Annotated in this window: 12 protein-coding genes; 5 read left to right on the top strand and 7 right to left on the bottom strand. The window is 71.2% G+C overall.

Features of this window, described 5'->3' with window-relative positions; translation table 11 throughout:
- Window positions 1-100: 100 nt before the first annotated feature.
- From ACWGSK_RS02290 to ACWGSK_RS02305, 4 genes are read left to right on the top strand one after another with little or no spacing between them, the layout of a single operon-like run.
- The gene (locus ACWGSK_RS02290; protein ID WP_452455185.1) at window positions 101-1,033 is read left to right on the top strand and encodes an AAA family ATPase; all 933 of its coding nucleotides are present in this window, start codon (window positions 101-103) and stop codon (window positions 1,031-1,033) included.
- Window positions 1,033-2,163: a DUF58 domain-containing protein gene (locus ACWGSK_RS02295; RefSeq protein WP_358509042.1), complete on the top strand. Its 1,131-nt coding sequence runs from the start codon at window positions 1,033-1,035 to the stop codon at window positions 2,161-2,163. The genes ACWGSK_RS02290 and ACWGSK_RS02295 overlap by 1 nt, the downstream gene beginning before the upstream one ends.
- A complete protein-coding gene (locus ACWGSK_RS02300) occupies window positions 2,151-4,430 on the top strand; it encodes a transglutaminase family protein (RefSeq protein WP_452455039.1) in 2,280 nt (759 codons plus the stop codon). Before ACWGSK_RS02295 ends, ACWGSK_RS02300 begins: the two co-directional genes overlap by 13 nt.
- Window positions 4,427-5,980: a serine/threonine protein kinase gene (locus ACWGSK_RS02305; protein WP_452455040.1), complete on the top strand. Its 1,554-nt coding sequence runs from the start codon at window positions 4,427-4,429 to the stop codon at window positions 5,978-5,980. Before ACWGSK_RS02300 ends, ACWGSK_RS02305 begins: the two co-directional genes overlap by 4 nt.
- A gap of 87 nt (window positions 5,981-6,067) precedes the next feature.
- Here the strand turns inward: ACWGSK_RS02305 and ACWGSK_RS02310 are convergent, their stop codons facing one another.
- The 5 genes from ACWGSK_RS02310 to ACWGSK_RS02330 all read right to left on the bottom strand — a co-directional run bounded on the left by ACWGSK_RS02310 (window position 6,068) and on the right by ACWGSK_RS02330 (window position 10,302).
- The gene (locus tag ACWGSK_RS02310; protein WP_358509037.1) at window positions 6,068-6,700 is read right to left on the bottom strand and encodes an MBL fold metallo-hydrolase; all 633 of its coding nucleotides are present in this window, start codon (window positions 6,698-6,700) and stop codon (window positions 6,068-6,070) included.
- Window positions 6,697-7,782, bottom strand: coding sequence for an S-(hydroxymethyl)mycothiol dehydrogenase (locus tag ACWGSK_RS02315; RefSeq protein WP_358509035.1), 1,086 nt, complete (start codon window positions 7,780-7,782; stop codon window positions 6,697-6,699). The genes ACWGSK_RS02310 and ACWGSK_RS02315 overlap by 4 nt, the downstream gene beginning before the upstream one ends.
- A 110-nt stretch (window positions 7,783-7,892) precedes the next feature.
- Window positions 7,893-8,714: an alpha/beta fold hydrolase gene (locus ACWGSK_RS02320; protein WP_358509033.1), complete on the bottom strand. Its 822-nt coding sequence runs from the start codon at window positions 8,712-8,714 to the stop codon at window positions 7,893-7,895.
- A 159-nt stretch (window positions 8,715-8,873) separates the two neighbouring features.
- Complete coding sequence (locus ACWGSK_RS02325) at window positions 8,874-9,677, bottom strand: peptidoglycan recognition protein family protein (RefSeq protein ID WP_452455041.1); 804 nt, start codon at window positions 9,675-9,677, stop codon at window positions 8,874-8,876.
- A 277-nt stretch (window positions 9,678-9,954) separates the two neighbouring features.
- Window positions 9,955-10,302 (bottom strand): DUF3817 domain-containing protein, encoded by a 348-nt coding sequence (locus ACWGSK_RS02330; protein WP_452455042.1) that lies wholly within the window; start codon window positions 10,300-10,302, stop codon window positions 9,955-9,957.
- A 284-nt stretch (window positions 10,303-10,586) separates the two neighbouring features.
- Between ACWGSK_RS02330 and ACWGSK_RS02335 the strand changes: the two genes are divergently transcribed.
- Complete coding sequence (locus ACWGSK_RS02335) at window positions 10,587-11,390, top strand: siderophore-interacting protein (RefSeq protein ID WP_358509027.1); 804 nt, start codon at window positions 10,587-10,589, stop codon at window positions 11,388-11,390.
- Between the two features lie 6 nt (window positions 11,391-11,396).
- Here the strand turns inward: ACWGSK_RS02335 and ACWGSK_RS02340 are convergent, their stop codons facing one another.
- Both ACWGSK_RS02340 and ACWGSK_RS02345 read right to left on the bottom strand, forming a co-directional pair.
- Window positions 11,397-12,101: a VOC family protein gene (locus ACWGSK_RS02340; RefSeq protein WP_452455043.1), complete on the bottom strand. Its 705-nt coding sequence runs from the start codon at window positions 12,099-12,101 to the stop codon at window positions 11,397-11,399.
- A 295-nt stretch (window positions 12,102-12,396) separates the two neighbouring features.
- Complete coding sequence (locus tag ACWGSK_RS02345) at window positions 12,397-17,865, bottom strand: ATP-binding protein (RefSeq protein WP_452455044.1); 5,469 nt, start codon at window positions 17,863-17,865, stop codon at window positions 12,397-12,399.
- Window positions 17,866-18,192: the final 327 nt, after the last annotated feature.

Below are 18,192 nucleotides of genomic sequence, written 5' to 3' on the forward strand. Positions count from 1 at the left end.
GTCCACCCACGAACATCGAAAGACATCAGTGAACCTCCAAGGTCCCGCCGAGCCCCTCTCCGCGGACGAAGCGGCTCTCGAAGCGGACGCGTTCGACTCCATGGTCTCCTCCGTGGGGACCGCCCTGCTCGGCAAGACCGAGGTGGTCCGGCTCGCCCTGGTCGCGCTGCTCTGTGAGGGGCACATCCTGCTGGAGGACGTCCCCGGCACCGGCAAGACCACCCTGGCCCGGGCCCTGGCCGCCGGGATCGAGGGCCGGTGGCGTCGGATCCAGTTCACCCCGGACCTGCTGCCCTCCGACGTGACCGGCGTCACCGTCTTCAACCAGGCCACCCGGGAGTTCGAGTTCCACCAGGGACCGATCTTCGCCAACGTCGTCGTGGCGGACGAGATCAACCGGGCCTCACCCAAGACGCAGTCCGCGCTGTTGGAGGTCATGGAGGAGGGCGCGGTCACGGTCGACGGGCACCGACACCGCGTGGACGCGCCCTTCCTGGTGGTCGCCACCCAGAACCCGGTGGAGATGTCGGGCACCTACCGGTTGCCGGAGGCCCAGCTGGACCGCTTCCTGATGAGACTCACCGTCGGATACGCGGACCCCGCCGCCGAACTCGCCATCATCCGCGGCGACCGTCTCGTCGCACCGGAGTCCCTGACCGCGCACACCGACGCGGAGAGGATCGCCCGCTCGCGCGCCGCCGCCCGCAGGGCCCATGTGGACGACACGGTCTACGAGTACGTCCTGCGTCTGGCGCACGCCACGCGCGGCCACGACGCCTTGAGCGTGGGGTTGTCCACCCGGGCCACGGTCGCCATGGCCGACACGATGCGCATGCTCGCCCTCACCAGCGGTCGTCCCTACGTCACCCCGGAGGACGTCCAGACCCTGGCCCGCCCCGTCTGGGCGCATCGCCTGGTGCTCTCACCCGAGGCCTCGGTCGGCGGTCGCACCGGCGTCGACGTGCTCAACGAGATCCTCGACGCGACCCCGGCCCCACAGCCGGGCGGACCGGGGGCGACGGCGAACCGCTGATGCCGACCACAAGGGGGTGGTCGGTGGCGGCCGTGGGGGCGCTGCTACTGACCTTGGGCATCCTCTCCCAGTACCAGGAACTCGCCCTGCTCGGCGGGCTCGCCCTCATCACCGTGGTCGCGGCCGCACTGACCGTGGGCCGTGTGGCCGACGTGACGGTGCGCCGATCCCTGCCGACCGGAACCCGTACCATCCCCGGCCGGTCGGTGCGGGTAAGGATGGAGGCCCGCAACATCGGACGTCGATCCGTGCGGATCGCCGAACGGGTCCTGGGTCCCGACGGTGAACACGACGTCCCCCTGGCGCCCCTGTCCGGGGGCGGCACCGGTGGTTCGGACTACTGGGTCCAACCCCTCCGCCGCGGAATGATCGAACTCGGTCCGTTGTGGGCGGGACGTTCCGACCCCTTGGGCCTTGCCGCGAGCGGCCGATCCCAGGGCGCCGTGGACCGAGTGTGGGTGCATCCTCCGTGGCGGTACCTGCGGGCCATCCCGGTCGGCGACGTGGCCGACCCCGACGGTGAGGTCGACGGGGCCCGGTCCGGGACCCTCACCTTCCACACCCTGCGCGACTACGCACCCGGAGACGACCTGCGCCACGTCCACTGGCGCAGCTCGGCACGCCTGGACCGGCTCGTGGTCCGCGAATACGTCGACACCTCCCAGGCCCGACTGTGCCTTCTCGTCGACGACCGCCCCGCACCGGACGGCGTCGACCGAATGGACGAGGTCGCCGGAGCCGCGGCCTCCCTCCTGGCCACCGGGGTGCGCGCCGCCCTGCACTGCGAACTCCGGTTGGTCGGCGGGCGCGGCAGGGACAGCGGCGGTGGTCTGCCGCCCCTGCTCGACCTGTTGGCCGAGGCCGCACCCGACCCCGACGCGAACCTGGCCGACGCCCTCCACCTGGCCCGAACCCACGGCGAGGGCGACACCGCCATCCTGGTCAGTGGCCACCTGGACGCGGCCGACCTCGGCCTCTTCGCGCAGCTCGGGGACCGCTACCCCGGGTTGTACGCGGTGGCCCTGGGCGGGCGTGAACGCCCGGCCGCGCCGGCCTCCGTCACACTCATCACCGCCGGCGACGCCGTGTCGTTCGCCGACCGTTGGAACGAGGCACCATGGCCACGGTGACGACCCCCGCCCCCACCGCACCGGTGCGACGGTCGTGGTTCCCCTCGTCCTCGCCACGAACCCCGCTCGCCCACGTCGGACCGATCCTCGCCACGACCGCGGGCGGTGTCGCCCTGGCGCCCTCCTACGCCTCCCCTTGGCAGGTCGGCGCGATCCTGGTCGCCTGCGCGATCGTCTCCGTCGTGCTCACCCTGGTCCTGCGTTCCCGGTTCAGCGCGCTTCGGACGGTGCTCCTGGGCGTGCCGGTGCCCCTGCTCGCCGTGCCGGTGTGCGCGGTGTGGATTCCGGGTGAGGGGGAGGGGGCGTTTCGGGGCGCGGGTGAAGCGCTCCTGCACTCGGGGGCGCGCATCCTCACCAGCACCGCGCCCACACCGCTCAGCGTCGACACCCTCACCCTGCCGCTGCTGGCCACCTGGCTGACCGGTGCCGCCACCGCCCTGGCCTGGCGCGCCGGACGCCGAGGGATCGTCCTGATGCCGGGCCTGCTGCTCCTCGTCGGCGCCGTGATCATCAACGGGCCCGTGGCCCCACCGGGCTTCCCCGCGATCGCTCTGACCGGGGTGGCCGCGGTCCTGGTCATGTCCCTGCGTTCGGGACCCGGGACGGCCGGCCCCACGGGATCGGCCGCGCTGAGCATCCAGGTGGACGCGCGTCCCTCGGTCCCGTCAAGGCTTCGCCGGGCCGTGGTCGTCGGATCCATCTGCGTCCTCACCGCCACCATCGCGGTGGTCGGCGGGCCCCGCCTGCTCGCCGGGTGGGAGACCGAACCCGGCGACCCGCGCACCGTCCTCACCCCGCCCATGGACTCCTCGCGGGCCCTCAACCCCCTGGGATACCTGGCGGGTTGGGCCACAGAACCCGACGAGTACCTGCTCACCGTCGAGTCGGACCGGCCGGTGGAGCTGCGCTGGGTCGCCCTCGCCGACTTCACCGGGACCACCTGGTTGCCCGAGTCCGGGTACCGCAAGGCCGACAGCGTCCTTCCCGCGCCGGTGCCGCCTCCGCCCGGGGCCACCCCCGTCTCCGGGCACGTGCGGGTGGGAAAGGATCTGCCCGGTGCCTGGGCCCCGGTCATCGGAGTCCCCCGACGGGTCGGACTCGACGACCCCGGATACGACGCCCGTACGGGCACCGTCGCCACCATGGACGGACCCATCGCCGAGCAGGACTACGAGGTCGTCGGGGAGGTCGCGGACTGGGAATCGACGGACCTGACCCGGGCCTCCCCGCCCGCCGGTGACATCTACGACGTCTACCGGGAACTTCCACCGGGCGCCCCCGCCATCCTCAACGACGTGGTCGCCTCGGTGGCGGCCGAAGGCTCCTACTACCAACGCGCCACCGCCCTGGCCCGCTACCTGCGCGAGTCCCACTCCTTCGACCCCCACACCCCGGGTGGCCACAGCTACGCCCACATCGACGCACTCCTGGCCGCCCCCGGAGGGCAGGGCGGCGGGGGCACGTCGGAGCAGTTCTCCAGCGCCTTCGCCATGCTCGCCCGCGCCGCCGGACTGCCCAGCCGGGTCGCCGTCGGCTTCGCGCCCGGCACCGACCAGGGCGGCGGGGAGTACGAGGTCCGTACCGGTGACGCCGTGGCCTGGGGCGAGGTGTACTTCGACGGGGTCGGTTGGGTGCCCTTCGCCGTCACCCCCGGCGGGCAGGACGAACACGGCACCGAGGACACCGCGGAACAGGACGTCCAAGACTCCGAGGACACCGAGGCCGAGGACTACGAGGGTTCGGCCTCCGACGACCACGCCATCACCGCGCCGAGACGAGACGAACCCGACCGCCGCGGGTGGACCATCGGCCTGACCGTGAGCGGCTGCCTCCTCGCGCTGCTCCTGTCGATCCCACTCGGACGGATGGCGCGCGCCCGGCTCCGTCTGGCGTCCGGCCCACCGACCGCCCGCGTCCTGGGCGCCTGGCGCGAACTCCTCGACGGTCTGCGCCAGGCGTCGGTGCCGCTGTCGCCCGGAAGCACGGTCAGCGCGACCGTGGCCGCCGCCCGAGACCGGGTGCCCGTTTCGGCCCACGCCCCCGGGCTCGATCGGCTCGCCCAAGCCGTCAACAGCGTCGGTTTCGGCGTCGGACGGGACGTGGACGAGGCGGTCGCCCGTGGCGCCGCGACCACCGTGCGCACCCACCTGCGGAGCCTGCGGGCGACCCGTCCCCGCCTCAAGAGACTGACCTGGTGGTTCGACCCCCGGCCGCTGCTGTGGCGGAACCGGGGCCATGAGGCGAACACGCGGAGAGGACACCGATGAGCACGAGCGGATCCGACGACAGACTCGCTCCCGGGTACCACTCCCCACAGATCCTCTATCGCGGCGTGTCCTCCACCCTCTACCTGGCCGGACGCGATGGTGACGACACCACGGTGGTGCTCAAGGTCGTCCGTGACGAGCACGGCCGGGCCGAGGTCGAGCGGGCACGTGGGCTCTCGGACCTGCCGGGCATGATCCGGGTGACCGGGACCGGTGAGACCTCGTCCGGGCGCGCGTTCGCCGTGTTGGAGCACCACCCGGAGGGCGACTACGCCGCGGCCCTCGCCGACCGTGGTCCGCTGCCCCTGGCGGAGGTGCTGGCGGTGGCCCGTTCGGTCGCGGGCACCTTGCGGGCACTGCACGAACGCGGCCTGCTCCACCACGGGGTGGAGCCGGCCAACCTGCTGCGCACCCCGGGCGGGGCGACCCTCACCGACGCCGGAGGCGTCCTGCCCATCGGGGAACGACCCGAACCGGTGGCCCCCGATCCGATGACCATCGCCCACACCCCGCCGGAGATCCTGCGGGGAGAACCGGGCGGACCGGCCTCGGACGTCCATCGACTCGGGACCACGTTGTGGACGCTCCTGGCCGGACACCCGCCCTTCGCGCAGGGGCCCGACCCCGCCCTCGACCCCTTCGCCTACCGCGACAAGGTGTTGGCCTCCGATCCACCACGCCTGCCCCGTGCCGACCTGCCGGCCGGAGTGCGCTCCGTCCTGGAACGCGCCGTGGCCCGGGAACCGGACGAACGGTATCCCGACGCGTCCGCGTTCGCCGAGGCCTTGGCGGCACGGGACCACGATGACGAGGTGCCCGCCGACCCCGAGACCACCGACCCCGAGCCCGCCGGTTTCGATGAGTTCCTTCGGCAGGACCCCGACGTGGCCTGGGCCGCCCTCCCGGGCTGGAGTGGTGGAGCGAACCCGCCGGTCCCCGCGTCAGAGGAACGACGATCGGCCCCGGAGACACCCGAAGGCGGTGAAGAGCGCGCCGAGGCTCCGACACCACCGCGGCCCCCCGAACCACTCCGGTCGGGGTCACCGGGCACCCCATCGGTGGGACGCCCACTGGCCGTCATGATCACGGTCGCGGCGGTCGTGGTCCTCGCCCTCGGGCTGGGAGCCGTGGCCGTTCTGCGCCCAGACGCCGGCGACACGCTGGTCGAACGGGTGCGGGAGAGCCCGACCGAAACCCGGGCGACCCCCGAGAGCGGGGCGCCACCGTCCGAGGCCCAAGACCCACCGGCGCCGGCGGCCGGCCGGGTCGAGGAGGCCCGCCCCACGGACGTCGAATTGGCGGACCAGGGTCACACGGTGGTGGTCTCGTGGACCGACAACACCGGTGTGGAGGCGCCCCATCAGGTCATCGGTGGGGTGGCCGGACAGGACCCGGGCAACGTCGCCGACGCCGAACCGGGGGCCGCCTCCGTCCGGGTCAACGCCCTGGAACCGGCCCAGGAGTACTGCTTCATCGTCATCGCGGTGCTCGGCGTCGACGAGATCGCCGTGTCGGACGAGGTCTGTACCGAGCGCTCGTCCGGAACCTGAGGGCAAGGGGACCGAACGCAAGGGGAGCACGGGAGCCCCGCGCCCGGATGGAACGGGTGCGGGGCTCCGGGGACGCCGGACCGGGACTCAGTTCCCCCGGTCGATCCACTCCTGCAGGTGCGGGGCCTCGGCGCCGATCGTGGTGGAGTCACCATGACCGGTGTTGACCACGGTCTCCTCCGGCAGGGACAGCAAACGGTCCCGGATGGAGGCCACGATGGTCGGGAAGTCCGAGTAGGACCGACCCGTCGCCCCCGGTCCGCCCTGGAACAGGGTGTCCCCGCTGAACAGCACGCCCGCCTCCGGCGCGTACAGGCACACCGCGCCCGGCGCGTGCCCCGGGGTGTGGACGACCCGCAGTTCGGTGCCGGCCACCTTCACCACCTGGCCATCGGACAGTTCCCCGTCCGGGGCGCGGTCGGGGTGGGTCATGTCCCACAACACCCGGTCGTCGGGGTGCAGCAGGATGGGCGCGTCCACCATGTCGGCCAGCGCGGGCGCGGCGTTGACGTGGTCGTTGTGGCCGTGCGTGCACACCACCGCCACCACCCGGCGTCCGTTCACCGCCCCGACGATGGCGTCGGCGTCGTGCGGGGCGTCGATGACCACGACCTCCTCGTCGTCACCGATCAACCAGACGTTGTTGTCCACCTCCCAGGAGCCGCCGTCCAGGGTGAAGACCCCGGACGTGGTCAGGTGTTCCACTCGCGCGTCACTCACAGTCGCACCACCGATCGCAGTACGTCGCCGCGCTCCATGCGGGCGAAGGCCTCTTCGATGTCACCGATACCGATCTCCTCGGTGACGAATCCGTCCAGGTCCAGTCTGCCCTGGGTGTAGAGGTCGATGAGCATCGGGAAGTCACGGGAGGGCAGACAGTCCCCGTACCAGGACGACTTGAGCGCCCCGCCGCGACCGAACACGTCCAACAGCGGCAGTTCCAGTCTCATCTCCGGGGTGGGCACCCCCACCAACACCACGGTGCCCGCCAGGTCACGGGCGTAGAACGCCTGCTCGTAGGTCTTGGGGTTGCCGACGGCGTCGATCACCACGTCCGCACCGAACCCGCCGGTGAGTTCCCGGATCGCCTCGACCGGGTCGGTCCGGGAGGCGTTGACGGTGTGGGTGGCGCCGAAGCCGCGCGCCCAGTCCAGCTTTCGGTCCTCCAGGTCCACGGCGATGATCCGGTTCGCCCCGGCCAGGCGGGCCCCGGCCACGGCGGCACTGCCCACCCCACCGCAGCCGATGACCGCCACCGAGTCGCCGCGGGTGACCCCGCCGGTGTTGACGGCCGCGCCGATCCCGGCCATGACCCCGCAGCCGAGCAGACCCGCCGCGGCCGCCGAAGCGGCCGGGTCGACCTTGGTGCACTGGCCCGCGGCCACCAGGGTCTTCTCCGCGAACGCGCCGATGCCCAACGCGGGGGAGAGCTCGGTACCGTCCTCCAGGGTCATCTTCTGCGTGGCGTTGTGGGTGTCGAAGCAGTACTGGTGGCGGCCCCGGGCGCACGCCCGACACTTCCCGCACACCGCCCGCCAGTTCAGGATCACGTAGTCGCCCGGTTCGAGGCCGGTGACGTCCTCGCCCACCGACTCCACCGTTCCGGCGGCCTCGTGGCCGAGCAGGAAGGGGAACTCGTCGTTGATTCCGCCCTCCCGGTAGTGCAGGTCGGTGTGGCAGACCCCACAGGCCTGGATCCGCACCACCGCTTCGCCCGGTCCGGGGTCCGGGACGACGATGGTGGTGAGTTCCACCGGCGCCCCCTTGGCGCGTGAGATGACACCTTGCACTCGTTGGGACATGTGAGCTCCTGTCGTCCGTGGTGGCCGGTTCGCGGCGCGTGGCGCGCCGCTCACCGCACACCATTGCACACCCGCCCCACCGGTATCCGGCTCCGGCGGACGTGGGTCGGTCACTCCCGGAGGAAGTCGAGCAGGGCGGCGGTGAGTCGGGCGGGAGCGTCCAATTGGACCAGGTGGCCGGCGCCGTCGATGGGGTGGGTGACCACGCCCGGGATCAGCCGTGCGAGTTCGCGGTCGCGCTCCGGTGGGATCCAGGTGTCCTGCTCACCCCAGGCCAGCAGCACCGGCAGGTCCAGTTCGGGGTAGGAGCCCTGGATCTCGTCGGTGTGCGCCTGGTCGGCCTGCTGGATCTGTCTGTAGAACGCGGGCTGGCCCTCGGCGCCCGTCCAGGGGTCCACCAGGGCTCGAAGCACGTCCGGTCGCAGCCCGACGGCGCTCGCCGAACTCACGTACTCGGTGACCAGGGCCCGGTGCAGGGCCGGCGGCAGCTGCTCGAACACCTCGGTGTTCTCGCCCACCAGGCGGAAGAACGGCGATCCCCATGGGGCCAGCGCCACCGGGGAGACCAGGGCCAGCCGGGAGTAGGAGGCGTGGTGCAACAGGTGGGCGCGCAGGGCCACCGCCCCGCCGAAGTCGTGCGCCACCACACGGGGCCGCTCCAGCCCCCAGTGGGCGAGCAGTTCGGTGAACACCCGTCCCTGCGCGGCCAGGGAGACCCGCTGGCCGGCGCGTTTCTCCGAGGCGCCGTACCCGGGCATGTCCCAGGTGTGGACCCGGTACCGGTCGGACAGGGCACCGGCGACCTCCCTCCACACGTAGGACGAGAACGGGGTGCCGTGCAGCAGCACCACGGGTTCTCCCGACCCGGTCGCCCGCCAACGCACCGTTCCCTCGGTGGACGCGAACTCCTCCATCGGTTCCGTCAACGCCATCCCCGGTTCCCCCTCCAAGTTCGTCGAGCGCTCCGAGACTAACGGCGCCCTCCGACGAAAACGAGGTGCCGGATTCGGGCACGAGGAAGGGGCGGCGCCTCTCCGGTGGCGCCGCCCCCTGTCGGTCGACGACGAGCGGGGAGTCGTCGTATCGGGTGGTCAGCGGGTGAAGTCGTCTGCTCCGCGACCGGGGCCGTGGAAGAACTCGCGCCGGGGCTCGTCCTCGGGGACCGGCGGGTAGGTGGGACGGTCCTCGGCCGCCACGTCGGTGGTACCGAACTCCATGCCCTGGGCGGCCATCAGACCGCTCACCGCGTCGCGCAGCTCGGGCAGCATCGCGTAGAGCCGGTCGCCCGGGCAGGCGGTGGAGTTGAAGTCGCGGTGCCCCACGATGGCCTGCTGCGGGTCGAGACCGTAGGCGCCGCACAGCCAGGCGAGGGTCTCGATGAGCCTGTCGGTGAGCTCCTGGGTGGGGCCCTCCTCCATGTAGGTGCCCTCGTTCTCGATGCCCACGGTGGTGCCGTTGTGGTCGGCGACGTGGGTGCCGACGCAGTGGGTGCCCTCGCGGACGGCCACGACGGCGAGGTTGCGACCCTCCATCAGGTGACCGCCACGGCTGATGGTGAACTGCTGGCCCGCGTCGATCCAGCCCTGGGAGTCCATGTGGTAGTTCTGGATCGACCTGGACAGCGCCAGGGCGTGGGCCTCGGAGTAGTCGGTGCTGTTGGGGGTCGCGGTGTGGTGGACGACCACGTGGGTGGGAGGGGCCGCCAGGACCTGGACGGGGCTCGACGGGGGTCGGGCGTTCCAGTCGGCGCGGAAGTACATCGCCGGTTCGGCCGCGGCGGCCCGGGTGTCGGCGTTCGCGGTGGCCACGCCGGCACCTGCGACGAGGGCGGCGCCGGAGGCGACGGCCGCTCCCTGCAGGACCGTGCGACGTGCGGGTCCATCTTGCTGACACATAGCGGGGGAGCCCTTCTCGGATCGGGGAGGTTACTTGCCGGTCACAACTGAACACGGATCCCCGTCCGCACGCAAAGGGGTCAATGAAAGTTTTTGTTGTCCGTTACCGGTCAGTTGGTAAACCTTTTACACCCCTTCTCGGGAAGATCATTCTGCGGTAGGGGAGTGGTCTCCTGTGGCTGGAGTGACCGATGAGATCCCTGTGTTCGGCGCGAACGACAAGAACGGGTCACGAAGGGAATCGTGACCCGTTCGGGGTTCGTTTCGAGCGGTGGGGTCAGGCCACCGGTTCGGGCGTTCGGTCGTCCTTGGCGGGCTCGGGGTTCAGACGCCCGGTCCGGTGCAGCCACCAGTCCGCGAGGAGCGTGCCCAACGGAGGGACCGACGCGGCCAGTGCCACCAGGGTCGGCCGGATGCCCCACCGGAGTCGGTAGGCGGCCACCAGGGCGACCAGTCCGTACGCCACGAAGGCCCCGCCGTGCAGCGGGCCGAAGATCTGTACGCCGAGCTCGCTGCCGTTGCCCAGGTACTTGAAGTACATGCCGATCAGGAGTCCGACCCAGGTGAAGGCCTCGAATACGGCCACCACGCGGAAGGTCAGGGCGGACAGGGAATTGAAGTTCAAGGTGGTTCCTCGGGTTCGTGGCAAGGCGCGACGTGCTGTGGGGGCGGCCTCCACCAGGTTAGGACACCCTTGCCGACCGGTCGGACCCGGGTTCGGGCGGCCGGAGGGCGAACCTCGCGCACACGCCTACGTTAAGGTAAGGCTAACCTCAGAAATGTTTCAGGGTTCTGGCAGGCCTCGGACGGAACACGACCCACACCGGGAAGGCCCCCGCCTTCGTGGTGGCCGCGTGCGCCGCCCCACCCCCACGACCTCGACGAAGTCCCGAACCACGAGGAGAGCAAGTGACCCACGAACGCCGTATCGACATGTACCCGCTCAAGCCACGCGTCCTGGAGGTGGCCGAGGTCGAACGCGTCACCCCGCGCATGATCCGGATCCATCTGGAGGGCTCCGACATCGAGGGCCTGCGCAGCGACCACTTCGCCGACCACGTCAAGCTGTGGTTCCCCAACGAGGAGGGCGAGCACGTGCTGCCCATCGTCGAGGACGACCGCTGCCTCAACTTCCGTGCCGACGGGGTGATCTTCCGCGACTACACCGTCCGTTACCTGGACACCGAGGCCGGACGCCTGAGCGTCGACTTCGTCGCCCACGACCACGGTCCGGCCGGGCGGTGGGCGATCAACGCCGAACCCGGCCACAAGCTCGGTGTGCTCGGCCCGCGCGGCACCGCCTACATCACCGGCGAGTTCGACTACCACGTGCTCCTGGTCGACGAGACCGCTTTGCCGGCCGCCGCCCGATACGTGGAGGACCTGCCCGCCGACGCCAAGGTGTTCGCGTTCTTCGAGGTCGTCGACGCAGCCGAGGAACAGAAGCTGCAGGCCCCCGACGATGCCCGCATCACCTGGCTGCACCGGGGCGAGGCCGAGCCCGGCACCACCGAGCTGCTGTTCGAGGCGTTCAGGGCATTGGAGCTGCCCGAGGGCGACGGGTTCGTCTACGCAGCGGGTGAGGCCACCACCCTCAAGCCCATCCGCCGGCTGCTCAAGGAGCGCGGCTTCGTGCGCAACGAGACCAGCGAGGTGGACGGCTACTGGCGTCGGGGCATCACCAACCTCGACCATCACGAGGAGGACGACTGATCGAGGTCAGCGCACCGGCAGCCGGAACTCGTTGCCGGAGGGGTCGGCCCACACCCGCCAGGGCGAACCCGGGTCCGATTCCACCGGGCGCGCTCCCAGGTCGGTGAGCCGGGTGTGGGCATAGGCCTCGTCCGGGTCAGGGCGCAGGATCGGGGTCACCGTGTTGCGCACGCCCGGTGGTTTGGGCGCGAGTTCGTCGCAGTACTGCAGCACGAACCCGCCGCCGTCCGGGTGGCGCAGTCCCGGCCCCTGTTCGTCGACCGGGGACCAACCGACGAGATCGGCCCAAAAGGCCCGGTCGACCTCGGGCCGGGCGCTGTCCACCGGCAGCGAACCCAGGACCGGGCCCACGTTCTCGTACCGGCGGCCGGGCATGACACAGAACAGGTTGCCCTCCACGTCGGCGAGCACCTCCCAGGGGACGTCGCCCTGCCCGACGTCCCTGCGCTCCGCACCCAGCGACACCAGCCGTTCGGCGTGGGCGTGGTGGTCGGGGCCACCGTCGAGGTCGAAGTGGATTCGGGTGATCCGATCCCCGTCGCGGTCGGAGGGGGAGGGCCCGGTCGGAACCAGGAGCAGGGGCACCACGGGTGTGGCGATCTCGACACCGAGCGGCCCGCGATCGAGCGCCGGGGCCGCCAAAGCACGGGACCAGAATCGGGCCAGGGTCGATGGGTCTTCGGCTTCGAAGGCGATGGCGTCCAGATACATGCCCCGACCCTAGGGCGCTGGTACGACATTCTCGCCGAATCCTCGACACCTCGGACCTGGATCGGACATCGATGAGGCCGAGGGTGGAATAGGGGAGGGGGTGGGCTCGTTACAGCTGGTGGGTCGGCGCGGTATCAAGTGTCCCCCGGGCTCTACACACAGCCTTCAGGGAATACCGCACCGTCAGGTGGCAGGAACCCTGTTGTGCCATCCGCCGTGAGGCGACCGCCGTGCCGGCCCACTTCAGCGCGAAGGGGCCCACCGAGAACTCTCGGTGGGCCCCTTTCACTTGCCGCTACGCGCCCTTGTCCCGGTGCGCCTCGATGGCCTCGATGATGCGCGGACGCATCTCGGCGGCGCGGATCACCGCGTCCACCGAACCCACCTCGACGGCCCGCTGGATGCTGTGCACCCGGTCGAACTCCGCGGCCACCTCGCCCAGTTTCTCCGAACGCACCGAGGCGCGCGCCTCGTCCAGTTCGGCGGCCAGGGTCGCCCGACCCGTTCCCGAGGACTCGGCCAAACGTCCCTCCAGGTCCCTCACCCGCGGGTCGGCCGCGGTGCGGGCGTTGACCTCACCGGAGAAGACCACCGCGGCGGCCGGGGCGCCACCCAGCACCGACGCGAACGAACCCTCCAGGGCCAGCACCGTCATGTTCGGGTTGAGCGCCTTGGAGAAGACCACGAACGCGCCACCGTGGTACCGGGAGATCACGCAGAACACGATCGGGCCCTCGAAGTTCACGATCGCCCGGCCGATCTCCGCGCCGTACTCCAACTGGAGCCTGCGCATGGACTCCGGCGACCCGTCGAAACCCGACAGGTTGGCCAGCACCACCAGCGGACGGTTGCCGCTGGCGGTGTTGATCGCCCGCGCCGCCTTCTTCGACGACTGCGGGAACAGGGTGCCCGCGGTGTAGGTGTCGGGGCCGTCCGCCGGCGGGAAACCGCGGCGCGGCACCGACCGCGACTCGATGCCCAGCAGGCACACCGGGACCCCGCCCAAGTGCACGTCCTGCACCGCCGCGGTGTCGGCGTCGGCCATGCCGGCCCAACGCTCCAGCACCGGATGGTCCTGGTCCGACAGCGCCCGCATCACGGTCCGGATGTCGAACGGCTTCTTACGGTCGGGGTTGGCCGCACTGGAGAAGATCTCCCCGACGGTGGTGAAGTCGCTGCCCTCCACCACGTGCGGGAAGTCCGAGACGTCCCGGTCGGCGGGGTCGGAGGTCGCGGCCCGTCGCGGAGCCTGCTCACCCGGCGCGATGTAGGTGTGGTCGTAGTGCGCCATGAGGGTGTCGCGGGCGGCGATGAGGTTGGGCGCCCAGTACTGGGCCTGACCGTTGGGGCCCATGACCCGGTCGTAACCGCCGATGCCGTGGTTGTCCTCGGCCGACACACCACCGGAGAAGTCCAGCGACTGCTTTCCGGTGAGCACCATCGCCGAGTCCGGGGTCATCACCAGGATGCCCTTGGTGTGCATGAGCATCGTCGCCTCGGCGTTCCAGTACGGCTGCGCGCCGACGTTGATGCCCGCCACGACGATGTTGATCTCACGGCCGTCCTGGGTGAACTCCACGATGCGCTTGAGCGCCGCGGCCACCCAGTCCATGTTCTCGGTGCCCGAGTCCATGGAGATCCGGGCGCCCGCGGACAGCGCGTACCACTCCAGCGGCACGTCCATCCGCTCGGCCAGGTCCAGGGCCGCGATGACCCGGCGGCACTCGGCCTCCGACAGCGCGCCCAGCGACTTGGTGGGGTCGCCCAGCAGCACCACCCGGCTCATGCCCTCGGGGTGGCGTCGGGTGCGGGTGGTGATCACACCGGCGACGATCGCCGCGGAGTTGCGCCCCTTGGGGCGGTCCACCGGAACCAGCGTGTGGTGCTCGTCCAGGTCGTGCTCGACGAAGTCGCCGAGCAGGTCGGTGAGCTCGTAGGGGTAGACGGTGTTGCGGCTGCCTGCGCGCAGCACCTTCTGGCGGTAGTCGTCGATCGGTTCGACCGGCTCGGTGGACAGACCGCCGATGGCCAGGCCCGGTTCGCCGGTGGCGTCGAAGGGCACCCGTACCGCCGTCTTGACCAGCTCACCGGTCTCGGCGTCGCGCCGGCGCGCGATGAAGAGGATCTCCTCCAGACCGGCCCCGGCGACGGTGGGCAGGACCCGCCGCCCGATCGCCTGGATCTCCTCGTCGGTGATGCCGACCGGAGGCCACACGTACATGACGATCCGGTTGGTGTTGAACCGCTTTTTCTTCGGTCGTCCGGCCTGGGCGCGACGGATCGAGTCCAGGCAGGTGGCGATGGTGTTCTCGGCGGTGGGCAGGGAGATGAGCCGACCCTCGTGGTCGCGCAGCTCGGTCAGGTCGCGGATCTGGGTGAAGGCGACCAGTCGGTCGTCGGAGGGGTTCTCCCGCGCCACGGCCCGGAACAGGTACACCTCCTCGTCCGCGGACGGCAGACGGGTCAGGTCGAACCGGTTCCAGCGCTCCATCTGCATGCGCTCGGCGATGTGCGGGTGCAGCCCGCGGATGAGCCGATCCTCCTCCAACCCGGCGGCGGAGGGACGGAACGTGAAGTGGTGGTGCATGACCGAGCCGTCACGACCGGCGACGGTGGTGGTCAGGCGGCGCACGCCCGCGGGCATCGGGTGCAGGTTGACGGCCTGGTGCAGGGCGGCGGCCGTCGCCTCGAAGTCCTCGGGCTGCTTCTCCCACGCCAGGTACAGGTCGGCGTCCACCGGAAGGTCGCCCTCGGTGTGCTCGGCCAGGCCCCGGACCGCGTCGCCCAGGTTCTCGAACCCGACGGCGGCCGACACCAGGCGCACCCCGGCGCGTTCGGCCACCACGTACGTGCACCCCGAACCACGCGTGGTGCGCACGTCGGCCAGACCCTTGTTGCCGTAGTAACGACGGGTCAGCACCTCCAGCAGCACCGAGTTGTCCAGGTCGGCGCGGACCAGTCGCTGACCGAGCAGCCGCACCAGCGGTTCGGTGGTGCGCACCATGGCGGCCACGCGCTCGGAGCGCTCGGGAGAGTCCGGGTTCTGGTCCAGGTGGCGCAGGTGACGGCGCACCTCGGCGTAGACCTCGGCGCGGTGTCGGCGCAGCGTGGGCTGGCCGAACCACGAGAACACCACGCCTCGGGCCAGGTCGGCCACGGCCGGGAAGCGCACCTGGGTGGCGGCCACGAGCCGTTCCAGGGCCAGACCGGTGGGCTCGTGCAGTTCGGACTCGGGCGGGGAGTCCTGCAGCCAGGCGCGCAGCAGGCCGGTGATCAGACGCGCGTCGGTGGAGGAACGCTGCTGGGCGAGGAAGACGCGGAAGACCGCGGCCTCCAGCTCGGAGGTGCGCTCCAGGTCGGTGACCCCGTAGTGCGCCAGGGCGCGGGACAGCCTGGTCTGGAACGACTCGGGCAGACCGGCCCGCTCCACGTCCAGGCTCTGCAGGTAGGTGTGCAGGTACTCGCGCGGGCTGTGCACGTGGGTGTCGCCGACGTCGTCCGCTCCGGCGGGCCGGTTACGGCTCAGCTCGGCCAGGTCGGCGAACACGTCCAGCAGGTCCAGCTCGGCCGCCAGGGGACGGTGCCCGGCGGAGACCGCCTCGTGCCGGGCCGCCAGGTACTCGTCGAACACCCGACGCTCGTCCAACGGGTCGACGTCGAAGCCCAACAGCAGACCGAGCAGGTCCTCGCGGCCACGCGCGAGGCGCTCGACCACGGGGACGTCCCCGGAAGGGGAGGGAAGATCGAGCTCGACCGGTGTGGTGTCGGCCTCCTCGACCTCCTCGGTGTCGGCCAGCGGCTCAAGACGCAGCAGTGGGGCGCCGGTCTCCACCTGGGCGCCCACGATCACCGTGCACTCCTTCAGGCGTGCGCGGAACGGCGCGCGCAGCACCGTCTCCATCTTCATGCTCTCCAGCACCAACACCGGAGCGCCGGCCTCGACCTCGGCGCCGACCCCCACCGGGGTGGCCACCACCAGGGCGGGCGTGGGCGAACGCAGCACGCCGCCCTCGTCCAGGCTCACACGGTGCGCCACACCGTCGACCTCCACCAGGTGGACCGGGCCGTGGGCGCCGATGAGCAGGTGGTGGCGGGAGCCGTTGACGGTGATGCGACCGCTGTGCCGGTCGAAGCGCTCCAGCTCCACGTCGGCGGTGCGCGTGTCCTCACCGGAGGTCACGACCACCCGGAACCGGTCGGCGCCCAGACGCGCCACCCGCACCCGGTAGCCGACCCCGCGCAGCTTCAGGTCGAGCGGGCGACCGCTCTCGTGCTGTACCTGGGGGCGCCCGCCGAAGGCGGTGGACAGCAGCCGCTGCCGCTCGACCCGCTCCTCCTCCTCGTAGGCCTCGATGGCGGCGGCCGACAGGGCCACCGCGGAGTGCCGGTGTGAGACCAGGTCGCCCTCGGCGCGCACCCGGTCGATCCACCCGGTGTCGACGGAGGCGTCGATCACCTCGGGTCGGTCCAGCAGGTCCAGCACGAAGCTCTTGTTGGTGGCACCACCCTCGATGATCACGGTGGTCTCGCGCATCGCCCGACGCAGACGCGCCATCGCCTGTTCGCGGTCGCTCCCGTAGGCGATGATCTTGGCGATCATGGAGTCGAAGTCGGCGGGGATGGTGTCGCCCTCGGCCACACCGGTGTCCACGCGGATGCCGGGGCCCGCGGGCAGGTCCAGACGGGCGATGCGCCCGGGGGAGGGGGCGAAGTCGCGGTCGGGGTCCTCGGCGTTGAGCCGGGCCTCCACCGCGTGCCCGCGCTCGGTCGGGGCCTCGCCCTCCAGCCTCCCGCCGCCGGCCACGTGCAGCTGGCCGCGCACCAGGTCGAACCCGGTGGTGGACTCGGTGATGGGGTGCTCGACCTGGAGGCGGGTGTTGACCTCCAAGAACGCGAACAGCTTCTGACCGGGGTGGTAGAGGAACTCCACGGTGGCGGCGCCGCGGTAGTCCACCGCCACGGCCAACCGCTCGGCGGACTCCTTGAGTTCCCGGGTCTGCTCCGGGCTCAGCAGCGGGGAGGCGGACTCCTCGATGACCTTCTGGTTGCGACGCTGCACCGAGCAGTCGCGCACGCCCAGTGCCCAGGCGGTGCCCTGACCGTCGGCGATGACCTGGACCTCGACGTGGCGGGCGCCGGTGACCAGGCGCTCCAGGAACACGATGCCGCTGCCGAAGGCCCGGGCGGCCTCCTGACTGGTGCGCTCGTAGGCTTCGGCGAGCTCCGCTCCGTCGTTGATGACGCGGATGCCGCGCCCACCACCACCGGCGGTGGCCTTGAGCATCAACGGGTAACCGATCCGCTCACCCGCGGCCAGGGCCTCTTCGAGGCTCTCGACGGCGCCACGGCTCCACGGGGCGACCGGGACCCCGACCTCCTCGGCGATGAGCTTGGCGCCGATCTTGTCGCCCAGCCTGCGCATGGCCTCCGGGGAGGGGCCGACGAAGGTGACCCCGACGCGTTCGCACAGTTCGGCGAAGGCCGGGTCCTCGGCGACGAAACCCCACCCGACCCAGGCGGCGTCGGCGCCCGACTCCACCAGGGCGCGCTCCAACACCTCCATGTCCAGGTAGGGACGGGAGGCGGCGGGACCGAGGTCGTAGGCCAGGTCGGCCTCGCGCACGAACGCGGCCGTGCGGTCGACGTCGGTGTGCAGGGCGACGGTCTCGATCGGTGTTCCGCTCTCCGCGGCGATGTCACGGACGGCGTGGATGAGCCGCATGGCGGCCTCACCACGGTTCACGATGGCGACACGACTGAACACCCGAATGAGCCCTTCTGTAAGACCAATGATGTGCGCGCGGCGACATGAGAGACGGCCCCGGCGTTCTCCACCTTCTCGTCTGGGGGCCTCCGAGCGCCATGACGCACCCAACGCATCTTGAGGGGGTGGAGTTGTGGAGATCGACCAAAAACGGCCCTTGATCCGACGCCGCGGACCACTCGGACCTCCGGGGGGCGTGTTCCCGCCCACACCGTGACACGGAGCGCTCTGTGGGGTTCCCACAACCCCGACCCGGCCGGCTTGGAAATTCGATGCCGACCCGGCCTCGATAATTTAGTTAGGTTAGTCTAACCTGGCCAAGGTGAG

It is taken from the genome of Nocardiopsis sp. NPDC055551, from assembly GCF_053619415.1.

Coding starts and splice junctions, on each gene's coding strand:
- ACWGSK_RS02300 (WP_452455039.1), top strand. CDS start 2,151: ATGGCCACGGTGACGACCCCCGCCCCCACCGCACCGGTGCGACGGTCG.
- ACWGSK_RS02305 (WP_452455040.1), top strand. CDS start 4,427: ATGAGCACGAGCGGATCCGACGACAGACTCGCTCCCGGGTACCACTCC.
- ACWGSK_RS02295 (WP_358509042.1), top strand. CDS start 1,033: ATGCCGACCACAAGGGGGTGGTCGGTGGCGGCCGTGGGGGCGCTGCTA.
- ACWGSK_RS02320 (WP_358509033.1), bottom strand. CDS start 8,714: ATGGCGTTGACGGAACCGATGGAGGAGTTCGCGTCCACCGAGGGAACG.
- ACWGSK_RS02325 (WP_452455041.1), bottom strand. CDS start 9,677: ATGTGTCAGCAAGATGGACCCGCACGTCGCACGGTCCTGCAGGGAGCG.
- ACWGSK_RS02290 (WP_452455185.1), top strand. CDS start 101: ATGGTCTCCTCCGTGGGGACCGCCCTGCTCGGCAAGACCGAGGTGGTC.
- ACWGSK_RS02315 (WP_358509035.1), bottom strand. CDS start 7,782: ATGTCCCAACGAGTGCAAGGTGTCATCTCACGCGCCAAGGGGGCGCCG.
- ACWGSK_RS02340 (WP_452455043.1), bottom strand. CDS start 12,101: ATGTATCTGGACGCCATCGCCTTCGAAGCCGAAGACCCATCGACCCTG.